This is a genomic window from Photobacterium angustum, from assembly GCF_002954615.1.
Lineage (GTDB): Bacteria > Pseudomonadota > Gammaproteobacteria > Enterobacterales > Vibrionaceae > Photobacterium > Photobacterium angustum_A.
Map to the genome: position 1 here is coordinate 60065 of NZ_MSCJ01000001.1, position 12738 is coordinate 72802.

General features: G+C 42.6%; 13 protein-coding genes. 6 read left to right on the plus strand and 7 right to left on the minus strand.

Annotated elements, in window-relative coordinates:
* Positions 1-14 precede the first annotated feature (14 nt).
* From dnaG to rpsU, 3 genes are all read right to left on the minus strand, one after another.
* A complete protein-coding gene (gene dnaG / locus BTO08_RS00265; protein ID WP_105059437.1) occupies positions 15-1772 on the minus strand; it encodes a DNA primase in 1758 nt (585 codons plus the stop codon).
* 134 nt (positions 1773-1906) lie between these two features.
* Positions 1907-2350, minus strand: coding sequence for a GatB/YqeY domain-containing protein (locus BTO08_RS00270; protein ID WP_005369839.1), 444 nt, complete (start codon positions 2348-2350; stop codon positions 1907-1909).
* A gap of 31 nt (positions 2351-2381) precedes the next feature.
* Positions 2382-2597 carry a 30S ribosomal protein S21 gene (gene rpsU / locus BTO08_RS00275; RefSeq protein WP_005301411.1) on the minus strand — a complete coding sequence of 72 codons (216 nt, stop codon included), beginning with the start codon at positions 2595-2597 and terminating at the stop codon, positions 2382-2384.
* Positions 2598-2846: 249 nt separating this feature from the next.
* On the opposite strand from rpsU, the gene tsaD reads away from it, so the two are divergent.
* Positions 2847-3866, plus strand: coding sequence for a tRNA (adenosine(37)-N6)-threonylcarbamoyltransferase complex transferase subunit TsaD (gene tsaD / locus BTO08_RS00280; RefSeq protein WP_105059438.1), 1020 nt, complete (start codon positions 2847-2849; stop codon positions 3864-3866).
* A gap of 53 nt (positions 3867-3919) precedes the next feature.
* Here the strand turns inward: tsaD and plsY are convergent, their stop codons facing one another.
* The gene (plsY, locus tag BTO08_RS00285; RefSeq protein WP_005369836.1) at positions 3920-4531 is read right to left on the minus strand and encodes a glycerol-3-phosphate 1-O-acyltransferase PlsY; all 612 of its coding nucleotides are present in this window, start codon (positions 4529-4531) and stop codon (positions 3920-3922) included.
* Between the two features lie 247 nt (positions 4532-4778).
* Here plsY and folB point away from each other — a divergent pair, with 247 nt between their 5' ends.
* The 3 genes from folB (at position 4779) to BTO08_RS00300 (ending at position 6468) form a co-directional block, all read left to right on the plus strand.
* Positions 4779-5132: a dihydroneopterin aldolase gene (gene folB, locus BTO08_RS00290; RefSeq protein ID WP_045130746.1), complete on the plus strand. Its 354-nt coding sequence runs from the start codon at positions 4779-4781 to the stop codon at positions 5130-5132.
* A complete protein-coding gene (folK, locus tag BTO08_RS00295) occupies positions 5129-5602 on the plus strand; it encodes a 2-amino-4-hydroxy-6-hydroxymethyldihydropteridine diphosphokinase (RefSeq protein WP_105059439.1) in 474 nt (157 codons plus the stop codon). The genes folB and folK overlap by 4 nt, the downstream gene beginning before the upstream one ends.
* 62 nt (positions 5603-5664) lie before the next feature.
* Positions 5665-6468 (plus strand): undecaprenyl-diphosphate phosphatase, encoded by an 804-nt coding sequence (locus BTO08_RS00300; RefSeq protein ID WP_105059440.1) that lies wholly within the window; start codon positions 5665-5667, stop codon positions 6466-6468.
* Positions 6469-6546: 78 nt separating this feature from the next.
* Here BTO08_RS00300 and BTO08_RS00305 read toward each other — a convergent pair whose 3' ends face one another.
* A complete protein-coding gene (locus BTO08_RS00305) occupies positions 6547-7776 on the minus strand; it encodes a multifunctional CCA addition/repair protein (RefSeq protein WP_105059441.1) in 1230 nt (409 codons plus the stop codon).
* Between the two features lie 236 nt (positions 7777-8012).
* Here BTO08_RS00305 and BTO08_RS00310 point away from each other — a divergent pair, with 236 nt between their 5' ends.
* Positions 8013-9686, plus strand: a complete 1674-nt coding sequence (locus BTO08_RS00310; protein ID WP_198038392.1) for an AAA family ATPase — start codon at positions 8013-8015, stop codon at positions 9684-9686.
* Positions 9686-10642, plus strand: coding sequence for a general secretion pathway protein GspB (locus BTO08_RS00315; RefSeq protein WP_105059442.1), 957 nt, complete (start codon positions 9686-9688; stop codon positions 10640-10642). The genes BTO08_RS00310 and BTO08_RS00315 overlap by 1 nt, the downstream gene beginning before the upstream one ends.
* 82 nt (positions 10643-10724) lie before the next feature.
* Here BTO08_RS00315 and BTO08_RS00320 read toward each other — a convergent pair whose 3' ends face one another.
* The gene (locus BTO08_RS00320) at positions 10725-11342 is read right to left on the minus strand and encodes a TIGR04211 family SH3 domain-containing protein (protein ID WP_105059443.1); all 618 of its coding nucleotides are present in this window, start codon (positions 11340-11342) and stop codon (positions 10725-10727) included.
* 116 nt (positions 11343-11458) lie between these two features.
* Positions 11459-12727: an inorganic phosphate transporter gene (locus tag BTO08_RS00325; RefSeq protein ID WP_105059444.1), complete on the minus strand. Its 1269-nt coding sequence runs from the start codon at positions 12725-12727 to the stop codon at positions 11459-11461.
* Positions 12728-12738: the final 11 nt, after the last annotated feature.

Sequence of the window (12738 nt, forward strand, 5' to 3'; positions counted from 1 at the left end):
TTGTTGACTACTTATTAAACAGGGCGATTCAGTATTAGTAACTGTAATTCCTGTTTTTCTTCGACTGATAAGCCGACAGTTCTCGATTTAGTCTGCAACTGTTCAATTTGTTGTTTGACGCACTGATCAATAATTTTGTCCATTGCGTCTAAAAATACATCTAAGCTGTTGTCTTCATCTTTCGACAACGGTAATACCCACGCAGCGAGACGAGCCATTGTGGCTTCATTCTTGGTACCGCGCCAGTGTTCTAAAAGTTGTCCAGTGCTAATATTGGGGTTACTTCGGCATTTATCAACTATCGATAGCAATAAATTTAAGCCTGATAATTCAATATTTTCAAATGCACTCATGTCAAACTCAAGTTGAGTGACAAAGTTAGGATGCTGAATCAATAATGCGATCACTTCTCGCATTGGTGTTCGTTTAATTTGTACTTGGCCAACAGGTTTTGATGTTTTGCCATGCATTGATATTAGTTGCTGAAGCTGTGCTTCGTCAGGCAAACCTAAATTTTTGCCAAGCAGCTCACGTAAGTATAGTCTGAGCGTGCCACCTGGGACCTTATCGATCAGTGGAACGGCGAGGGTGCTAAGTTTCGCTTTCCCTTCGCGGCTGGTGGTATCTACCTGTCGCATTAAACTGTTGAAGAGAAACTCTGATAATGGCATCGCTTCATCAACACGTTGTTCAAAGGCGTCTTTCCCTTCAGCACGAATACATGAATCAGGATCTTCGCCGTCAGGCAAGAACATGAATTTGAGTTGGCGACCATCCGTTAAATACGGTAGTGCTTGCTCCATTGCTCGCCATGCAGCGTCTCGTCCTGCTCTGTCGCCATCATAACAACACACAACCGTGCTCGTTTGACGAAATAGACTTTGAATATGATCGCCTGTGGTTGATGTACCGAGTGACGCTACGGCGTAATCAACACCAAATTGCGCTAACGCGACGACATCCATATAGCCTTCAACCACCATGATTTTATTTGGTTCACGGTGAGTTTGTAACACTTCATATAAGCCGTATAATTCACGACCTTTATGAAAAATATCGGTTTCTGGTGAGTTGAGGTATTTGGGGGTACCATCACCTAACACGCGACCGCCAAAACCAATGACTCGTCCACGTCGATCATGGATCGGAAACATCACTCGGCCACGGAAGCGATCATAACGACGACCATTGTCGTTTTCGATCAGCATACCTGTGTTTACAAGTGCTTTTTGCGATTCATTATCTCTGCCAAAACGACTACGTACCATGTCCCATTGATCAGGAATAAACCCGATCGAGAATTTTTTTACGATTTCACCGGATAAGCCACGACCTTTGAGATAATCGATAGCAATTTCACCTTCTTTGGTACGAAGTTGAGATTGGTAAAATTGTGAAACTTGGCCCATCAACTCATAGTAATTACGTTTGTCAGCGGCTTTTGGGCCACGATGGGTATTATTTCCATCATTTTCACGTGGCACTTCCAAACCTAGCTGTGAAGCTAATTCTTCAATCGCATCAACAAAATCAAGGCGATCAAACTCCATGACAAAATCGAGTACGTTACCGTGCACACCACAACCGAAACAGTGGTAAAACTGCTTTTCTTGACTAACAGAGAAAGAGGGCGTTTTTTCATTATGGAAAGGACAACAAGCACCAAAGTTTTTGCCTTGTTTTTTGAGTTTTACCCGTGCATCAATGACATCGACAATGTCATGTCGAGAAATAAGATCATCAATGAATGAACGTGGTATTTTTCCTGCCATAAGAAAGCAAATAACCTGATAGTGAAATGAAAGAAGATTGTTGTTGGAGTGTATTGAGTTCTTGTTCAATCAGATACGAACAAGCCGTGCATCCCCAAAAGGATAGCACGGCTTGTCGCTGAATAGGAGAGTGATTAACCTAGTTTAGTTTTCACTAACTTGCTAACAATCCCCATATCGGCACGACCCTGAATTTGCGGTTTCAGTACGCCCATCACTTTGCCCATATCTTGCATAGTGGCAGCGCCAGTCGCAGCAATAGCTTCATCCATTAACGCAGAGATTTCCTCTTCAGTTAGTGGTTGAGGCATAAACTCGGCTAGAACACTGATTTCAGCATGCTCAACATCAGCTAAGTCTTGACGGCCTGCAGCTTCATATTGGGCTACAGAGTCACGACGTTGCTTAACCATTTTTGTTAATACAACCAACACGTCGTCGTCGTTAAGAGTGATCTTTTCGTCAACTTCACGCTGTTTAATTGCTGCAAGAACTAAACGGATAGCGCCAAGACGAGGTTTATCCTTCGCCTTCATCGCCGCTTTTTGTTCGTCTTTAAGACGTTCAATTAGAGTCATTACGCGATCCTTCTGTATTAAAATCTAAAGATTAGTACAGACGAACGCGACGCGCGTTTTCGCGAGCCAATTTCTTCAGGTGACGCTTAACTGCCGCTGCTTTAGCGCGCTTACGTACAGTTGTTGGCTTTTCGAAGTGCTCACGACGACGAACTTCAGAAAGGATACCTGCTTTTTCGCAAGAGCGCTTAAAACGACGTAGTGCTACGTCAAACGGTTCGTTTTCACGTACTTTGATTACTGGCATGTAATACTCACCTCAGAGTGATTCTATTTAAAGCTGACGTTCAAAGTGTCAGCTGATTAAAAATGGTGCGAAATTCTAATCTGATCTGGGGGCATTTGTAAAGCATTCTACGCCTATGAACTGGTTAATTTATGTCAACAACGGTAACATGCCCCTTAATTAGTACTTCCTAACCCTATTTGAGTTATCGGTTGTTATTGAAACTATACCGATTTTTCATTTAAACCCCCTAATAGTATAGAGGTTGTTATGCGTATACTGGGCATCGAGACTTCCTGTGATGAAACAGGTATTGCGATTTTCGATGATGAAAAAGGTCTCTTGGCACATGAACTTTACAGTCAAGTAAAGCTACATGCGGATTACGGTGGTGTTGTGCCTGAGTTGGCATCGCGTGATCACGTTAAGAAAACGATTCCATTGATTAAGGCTGCGCTTGCTTCTGCCGGACTGACTCATGACGATCTTGATGGTGTTGCTTATACTGCAGGCCCGGGTCTTGTTGGTGCATTATTAGTGGGTGCAACCATTGGACGCAGCCTAGCGTACGCGTGGGATTTACCTGCCGTTGCGGTGCACCATATGGAAGGACACCTTCTCGCGCCAATGTTAGAAGATAATGCACCTGAATTCCCATTCGTTGCCTTGCTGGTTTCTGGCGGTCATACCATGATGGTTGAAGTTAAAGGTATTGGTGAATACCAAATCCTAGGCGAGTCGATTGATGACGCGGCTGGTGAGGCTTTTGATAAAACAGCGAAGATGATGGGTCTTGATTACCCTGGCGGTCCATTACTGTCTAAAATGGCAGAAAAAGGGATCAAAGGACGTTTTAAATTCCCTCGTCCAATGACAGATCGTCCCGGTCTTGATTTTAGCTTTTCTGGTTTAAAAACATTCGCGGCGAATACGATTCGTGCTAACGACGACGATGAACAAACCAGAGCTGATATCGCGTTTGCATTCCAAGAGGCGGTAGTCGATACCTTAGCCATTAAATGTAAACGTGCACTAAAACAAACAGGTTTAAAGCGCTTAGTGATTGCTGGCGGCGTTAGTGCTAATAAGTACTTACGTCAAGAACTTGAAAGCATGATGAAGAATCTAAAAGGTGAAGTGTTCTATCCTCGTACAGAATTTTGTACAGATAACGGTGCAATGATCGCTTATGCAGGCATGCAGCGTTTGAAAAACAAAGAGACGATGGATTTAGGTGTTAAAGCCTTCCCACGCTGGCCAATTGATCAACTTAAACCGATTGCTGACTAATAAAAGCTGGCATAGCAATAGAAAAGCGAAGCAAAGAGCTTCGCTTTTTTTGTTTAAGCGTCTTTGTTTTTCTTGGAAAACTTATCCCAAATCTTAGTTTCTTGTCCATCGAGTAGGCGACGAATATTTTCGTGGTGTCGCAAAATGATTAAGCAAGAGAGCATGGAGACGGGCATGGTGTATTCAGGTTTTACCAGCCAAGTGAGCATCGGTGCAGCAAGGGCTGTGATAAGTGAAGCGAGTGAAGAGTAGCCAGTTACAACCAGTGTGAGTACCCATGTTGTAATGAGCATGCCGCTTAAATCCCATCCAATAGGCGCTAATGCCCCAAGGGCTGTTGCAACCCCTTTCCCGCCTTGGAAATGAAAAAACAGCGGGTAGATGTGGCCTAGACAAGCCGCAATACCGATGATACCGAGTAAAAAAGGATTAATACCTAAAAAGTAGCTTAGCCACACAGGTAACATGCCTTTTAGAATATCTGACACTAAGACTAACGCAGCTGCACTTTTTCCACCTAAACGAAGCACATTGGTGGCGCCAGGATTACCGGAACCACTTTTTCGAGGATCGGGAAGTCGATACAACCGTGAAATTAATACGGCGCTAGAAATAGACCCAAGTAAGTAGGCGGCAATGATCATCAGTAGCGCTAGTGGTGTCATGCATTTTTCCGGATATCTAAGGTAAGTGCCAGTTCAACAGGAATTGAAATGTTAACTGGATCTTATCTGCGTCAATATTACGGAACAGTAATTTTGACTCGTTCATGGCTGTGGTATAGTTCCAGCCAAGTTAACAGTGATAATGTTGCATTGTTACTAACAACACTCATGTTAACGAATATTACCTGATAATACGCGCTTTTGCTGACATTGGGTATCCGACCTCTAACAAAATTAGCGATTGAGCATGGATACGGTATTTATCGAAAAACTAGAAGTTATTGCCACTATTGGGGTATATGACTGGGAGCAAGAAATTAAGCAAAAATTAGTGCTTGATTTGGAAATGGCGCATGATAATCGACCTGCAGCTAACAGTGACGATGTTACTTATGCGTTGGATTATTCAACGGTAAGTACCGCTGTCACTAACTTGATTGAACAGGGACGATTTCTGTTAGTTGAGCGTGTAGCTGAAGATGTGGCAAATTTAATCATGACAGACTTTAATGTGCCTTGGATCAAAGTACGAGTGACTAAACCTGGTGCTGTGGTGAATGCACGTGGCGTTGGAGTGCAAATAGAGCGAGGTAGTAAGTGATCACCGCGTATATCAGTATTGGTAGTAATATTGAACGTGAATATCATTTAAAAGCTGGCTTAGATGCGGTAAAGACACTGGCAAGCAAATGGCGAATGTCTCGCATTTTTGAAGCTGAGCCTGTGGGTTTTGATGGCGATAATTTTTTTAATGCAGTGATCGAAATACAGACATCGTTGTCGTTATCTGCATTACAATTTCAACTTAAAGAGATTGAACGCCAATTAGGGCGTCCGGCACATGCTGTTAAAAATCAAAGTCGTACAATTGACCTTGATTTGTTGTTGTATGGCGATGCTGTGAGTGATGCTTTACCGTCGTTACCACGTTCTGATATTTACCGTTTTGCTTTTGTTCTGTGGCCGCTCAGTGAGTTAAATCCTGATTTAGTGATACCACAAGAGACTCAAACATTAGCGCAACTTTGGCAAAATTTTTCTCAACAGCAAATATTATGGCCTGTTGAATGAGTCGTTTAGTAGAAAGTTAGTTATTACTCACTTTTTATGCTGTGTTTAATTAAGGACAATTAATGAGTCATTTTGAAGCATTTATGTTAGCCCTTATTCAAGGACTGACAGAGTTTTTACCCGTCTCTAGCTCTGCCCATTTAATATTACCGTCTGAGATCTTAGGTTGGCCTGATCAAGGCTTAGCGTTTGATGTCGCTGTACACGTCGGTACGTTGATGGCAGTTATTCTTTATTTTCGCAAAGAAGTGGTTTCATTATTAACCGCTTGGATTAACTCCATTTTTAAACGTGAACATAGCGCTGAATCGAAATTAGCATGGATGATTGTGATAGCAACAATTCCCGCCTGTATATTCGGTTTGGTGATGAAAGATTTTATCGAAATGTACTTGCGTTCAGCATGGGTGATTGCGTGTACTACGATTATCTTTGGTTTGTTGCTATGGTGGGTTGATAAACGTGCTAAGCAAACCGATAACGAGTATCAAGCGAATTGGAAGAGTGCGTTGTTTATTGGTCTAGCGCAGGCGGCGGCAATTATCCCTGGTACCTCACGCTCTGGTGCGACGATGACTGCTGCTCTTTATCTTGGCTTTACTCGTGAGGCTGCAGCGCGCTTTTCATTTTTAATGTCGATTCCTATTATTCTTTTAGCGGGCGGTTATCTAGGTTTAAAGCTGGTGACAGGCGCTGATCCTATTGATGTAGGAAACTTAAGTATTGGTATCGCAGTATCATTTATCAGTGCTTATGCGTGTATCCACGTATTTTTGAAATTAGTAACGCGTTTGGGAATGACGCCGTTCGTTATCTACCGTTTAATTTTGGGTATTGGTTTGTTCTTATTCTTGATGTCCAAGTAATTTGAACGCGCATTTATGCACAAAAAAGCCGACATCATGTCGGCTTTTTTTGTATTTATCATTGAGCGAGTATTGGAATTATTTTCTGGTTTCTTTTAGATATTGCGCGACGGCTTCGGTACGTTTTAAGGCAAGTTGCTCTCTGATCTCTGCGCCTCTAAAACCTGCGGCGACAATAGCTTTGACATCGACGGTTAGTGCAGTCTTAAAGACCGCTTGCAGAATGTCAGCTTGCTGATACGGTGTTTGTTCAAAGTGGGTGCGTCCACGAGCATCAGCACGGCAGCACGTTGCTAGTTGAGCAACACGGTCGGGTTTCCGCCATGCGTCAATTTGATCAAAGATTTTAATAAAGGTATCAGCACGCATTTCTTCGGCATAATGGATTTTGGTGTGTTGTTCACAGACTAATAATGCCAGATCGCGAAAGTCATTCGGTATACGTAATCGTTGGCACAGCGCTTTGATAGGTTTAATACCATCTCGACAGTGTGTCTTGTGATGAGGAAGATCCTCTTTTGGGGATAAGGCTTTACCCAAATCATGTACCTGTGCGGCAAAACGAATAGTTTTATCGGTGGTTAACTCAGCGGCTTTTTTAGCCACTAATAAAGTATGGATACCGCAATCAATTTCAGGATGCCATTTTTCAGGTTGTGGTACGCCAAACAGCGCATCAATTTCAGGCATGACAACCGATAAAGCACCACATTGGCGCAGTACCGTAAGAAATACTTGTGGATCATCACTAGAGAGTGATTTCTCCCACTCTTTCCATACCCGCTCAGGTGTGAGACTTTCTAATTCACCACTGATCACCATCTCTTGCATTAACGCGATAGTTTCAGGTGCGACAGTAAAACCTAAATGAGCAAAACGCGCGGCAAAACGAGCAACACGTAAGACACGTAAAGGATCTTCACTAAATGCAGGGGAGACGTGACGTAAAATTTTATCGTGAAGATCTTGTTGACCATGGTAAGGATCAATTAACTCACCCGTTGGTGCTTGAGCTATCGCATTGATGGTAAGATCACGGCGCTGTAAATCTTGTTCAAGTGTTACATCCGGTGCAGAATAACAAACAAAGCCAGTATAACCATGACCTGATTTTCGCTCGGTTCGAGCTAGAGCATGTTCCTGTTTCGTTTTTGGGTGAAGAAAAACAGGAAAGTCACTGCCTATTTGTTCAAATCCTGCAGCTAGCATTGCTTCAGGTGTTGTGCCAACCACAACCCAGTCTTTATCTGTTACCGTAAGGTTTAATAAGGTGTCACGAACGGCACCACCAACAAGATAGGTTTGCAATGAAAGCTCCTTATATTTGAAACAAATGAGACGAATCTCTACCGATTTTAGTTAAAAACTGACCATAATACTGTATTCAGTGTGAACTTGGTCTATGCGCTACTGCTTGGCAGTATACAATAACCCAATCAATACCCATGATAATAAATACCGCAATGTTGACGGGTATTTTAGAACAAAAGAGCATTTAACCTTGTTTTACGGTTATCACTTATTTTAAGCATCAGAGTATTTTTATGTATCAGGACTTTTTCGGGATCACTGAAGCGCCTTTTTCTATTGTCCCCAGCGCACGCTTTTTATATCTCAGTGAACGACATCGAGAAGCATTGACACATATGTTGTCAGGATTAACCGATGGTGGTGGTTTTGGTTTATTAACGGGAGAGGTTGGTACCGGTAAAACAACCGTACTACGTGCGATGATTTCCCGATTGTCACACCAAACACAAGTTGCTGTTATTTTAAACCCAGCGTTATCTGCTCATGATTTATTAGCTGCGATTTGTGATGAGTTAGGCTTACATTATCAATCCGACGCGAGCTTTAAACAGTTAACAGATATCATTTATCGCCATTTAATTGCGAATCATGCTGAAGGTCGACAAACATTGCTGCTGGTGGATGAAGCACAGCACCTTATGCCTGATGTATTAGAACAATTACGCTTATTGACCAACTTAGAAACAGACAGCAGAAAACTGCTTAAGGTTGTATTAATTGGTCAGCCTGAATTACAGCAATTATTGCAACAAGAGCGTTTACGTCAGCTTGCTCAACGTATAACTTCTCGTTATCACCTGTTGCCCTTAACCGAAACGGAAGTGAGTGAGTATATTCACTATCGTTTAACTGCTGTCGATTGTTTATATCCTGTATTTGATGCAAGTAGCATCAAATATATTGCGAAAGAAACCCAAGGTATTCCGCGCTTAATTAATCTTGTGTGTGATAAGTCGATGCAATTGGCTTGTCAAGCCGGTACGCATCAAGTGACTAAAACAATGGCGGTTCAAGCGTGTGAAGATATTTTAAGTTGGCAAGTCCCTGTTCAGTCAAAAGCGCGCTCAAAAGGAGCTAAAACTGCGGCATCATGGCTTCCATGGGGAGTTGCTATGACATTATGCTCAACTTTAGTGATAGGGGTATGGCATTATTGGCCATTACCTGTCGCGCCAGTTGCATCACCGATAGCACCGAACCATTCGTCATACGCTGCGGTAAATTTGTCAGCCGTTGAAACATCGAGTGAGCTGCAAAATCAGAAAATAACAACAGCCTTAAATCCTCCGGAAAATACCCAAGAGCGTTTAGCTAAACTGATTGATGCGAGTCGTAAAGAGCGAACTTCGATGCAAACGTTATATCGTTTATGGGGCTTTGATACCGCATTAAATCAAGCAACATGTGCTACCAGTTCGCGGATCAACTTAGCGTGTTTTAGTGGTAAAGCGACATTAGCAAAATTAGGCTTAATTAACCGTCCTGTGATCGTAACTTTAAAAGATGGCGCGCAGAAGCCTTTTTACGCGGTGTTATACGCGATTACCGATGATCGTATTGAATTACTCTTAGGGAAAGAGCGAATTTCGGTGACACCAAAATGGTTTGAATCACGTTGGGGTGGGCAATTTAGTTTATTGTGGCGCCCACCATTAGGTGATAAAACCAGTATTCGTTTTGGACAGAATGGTCCACGCGTTGCGTGGCTTGATCAACAGTTGAATGATTTTCTTGGTGAGGAGTCGCCAAGAAAAGGCTATTTTGATCAATCAATATTAGATAAATTGCGTCGTTTCCAACGTTCACAAGATTTAGCGGCTGATGGGATAGCAGGGCCAATGACACTTATGGTGCTGGATTCTGCGATGAACCTACCTGGGCCAACGTTACAGCCGGAGCACAGCTAATGTCTCAATTGCTAGATAGTTTAAAACAATCAGATAATAAAAATACGGATCAGTCTGAACGAGAAGCGGGTCAAGGAACCGTTAAAGTTGTGCATCCAATGCGAAGTGTTAAAGCTCAGAAAATGTCGACATCATGGGCATGGCCACTTGTTATTGCATTACTTCCTGCGGCTTCTATTGTTGGATATAAGTTTTATCAGCAAGCCAAATATGAGCAGGTTCAAACAACAGCGCTGAGTGCACCGTTAAAGCAAGTACCTCAATCGCAACCCTCGACATCAACATATGATCAGCGAGTATTGCAAGCGCCAGCAGAGAGCCGTCAGGCGACAGTATTATCACCAAATAAAGACGTCGTTTTTCTGGATTATCCTCAATTGGTGACAGAGCCTCTTCCTGTTGGTGATAGCCTGTATTCAGCCGCGCCTGCTTATCAAGATTATGAAGTTTCAACGCCAACTAAACCTTATTCAGCCGACGCTTCTACAGATAGTTATGCCCCGGTAACTAAACCAGCAGCAAAGCAATCTGGAGATCAAGATCCATATCAACTGGATAATTTAGATCTTTCTGGGTTATCACCTAAGTTAGCCGCTCAGCTTAAATCCGCGATTGTGGCAACAGATGGCGAAAGTTATCAAGATAATGAACTGGATCGCAGTGGGGATGAAGTCGATGCTCAACCTGTAGTTAAAGCGTCTAAACAATCACAAAGTAAAGTGATCCCAATTGGCTTGCTACCATCATCGATTCAAAACCAATTACCTAAAATGAACTTTGAGCAGCATATCTATTCTTCAGCTCCTGCTAAACGTTGGGTTAAGGTCAATGGTAAAGAATTGCATGAAGGCGACAGTATTGCGCCAGGCGTCAAATTAGCCCGTATAGAGTCACGTGATGTGGTATTAAAATTTGATGGTTATGAAATCAGTATGCCAGCATTATCAGAGTGGTAATGCGCGCTGACAATAGATAATAAAAAAGGCAGCTAAGCTGCCTTTTTTGATCCAGATATTGAGACCTCTGCCTCTTTGAGCATTAAGCCCAACCGTTATTTCGTTTACGACGGCGTGGGATAAGGTGAGGTAGCACAAGACCAAATAATAAGCCTGCACCTGCAACAAGACCACCATAAGTGAACCACTTCATTAAAAGGTCGTCTTTTTGGGTATCAATTTTTGCGCGAAGTTCACGGATTTGATCTTGAGATGAAGATAACTCGCTTTGCAGCTTATTATTGCGTGTTTCTAGATCATTAATCTGTGTATTACGTTGAGCTAATGTGTTTTTAAGCCCTGCGTTTTGACTATCGCTTGAAGTAAGCGCTTCAGCAAGTTTAGCCTTCACTTCTGTTAATTCAGTTTGTAGCGCAGGAACGCGCTCTTTTAGGCCAATTTCAGTTGAAACAAATTTTGAATCGACCCAACCACTACGACCACGGTCATCAGTAATTTGACTAAAGCCTGCTGCTTTATTGGTATTGATTAGGGTGATTTTGCTTCCTGCATCAATACTGCCAATAATGCGGTATTGTGTGCCGGGGCCTGAATGCATGTAAGTAAATAGGTTGTCGGAGATATAACGAACTTGTGCTGCATTTGCAACGGGCGTTATTACCGCACAAATAAGTAAACAAAGACTAATGAGGTACTTCACAATCTGATCCTTGGGGAGTCTTGATTTTGTTAAGGTCGTTGATAGTAAGAATTTTGGAAGGAAGGTGCAAGAAAAGAGGGAGGCTAAGCCTCCCTCTTTTGAACCTGTGCCACTATTTAACCAAATACGGCTTGCATAATGTAGAAGAAAATGACAGCAAGTAGTGCACCTGCTGGCAGAGTTACTACCCATGATGCAACGATGTTACGAACAACACCAAGATTCAATGCTGCAATACCACGAGCAAAGCCCACACCTAAAACTGCACCAACAAGTGTTTGTGTCGTTGAAATAGGTAAACCTGTACCTGATGCCAGCACAACAGTCGATGCTGTTGCTAGCTGAGCAGCAAAACCACGGCTTGGGGTTAGTTCTGTGATACCTGTGCCTACGGTAGCCATTACTTTATGACCTAGAGTCGCAAGGCCGATAACAATACCGATACCACCTAGTGGAAGGATCCACCATGCAATTTCACTTTTATCTGCAATTTGACCGGCATGTTCAACCGTAGAAACTACAGCAGACAGAGGACCAATCGCATTAGCTACGTCATTTGAGCCGTGAGCAAATGCCATTGCACAAGCGGTTACTACCATTAGTACGCTAAATACACTTTCAACACCGGCATAACCATTACTATCAACAGAAGAGCCGTCGTCTGTGTATTTACGTTGAATGTAGAAGTAACCTGCTACCATCACAAGTAGTGATACTACAAGTGACGCAACCCAAGCTTCACTGGTTGTTAAATGCAAACCAACGTGCTTTAGACCTTTCTTAATTGTTACTAGTGCAATGACCATCGCAGTAATAAACATGTAGACAGGAACAAAGCGCTTTGCATTTATCAGTGGAGTATCAGTGTCAAAAATTAATTTTTGGGCGCTGATAAATATTAGGTAAGCAAAAATACCTGCAATAAGAGGGGTAATTAACCAGCTACCAACAATACCTTGGATTGAATGCCAATCCACTGCATTAGTACCAACAGACACACACGCAAAACCGATAATTGCACCGATAATTGAGTGAGTTGTTGATACTGGCCAGCCCATATAAGAAGCGAGCAGTAGCCATGTACCAGCGGCAAGTAGCGCTGACATCATGCCGTATACCAGTACTTCAGGTTGGGCTGCGTAGAGTGAGGTATCGATAACACCTTTACGGATTGTATCTGTTACTTCACCACCAGCAAGATAAGCACCAGCGAATTCAAAAATCATCGCAATGATGATTGCTTGCTTCACAGTCAGTGCTTTTGAACCTACTGAAGTACCCATGGCATTGGCAACATCATTTGCACCAATACCAATCGCCATTAAAAGACCAAAAATAGCTGCCACTCCAATAATTAGAGTGCCGTAGTTAGCCAGGATTTCCATTGTAAAACCTT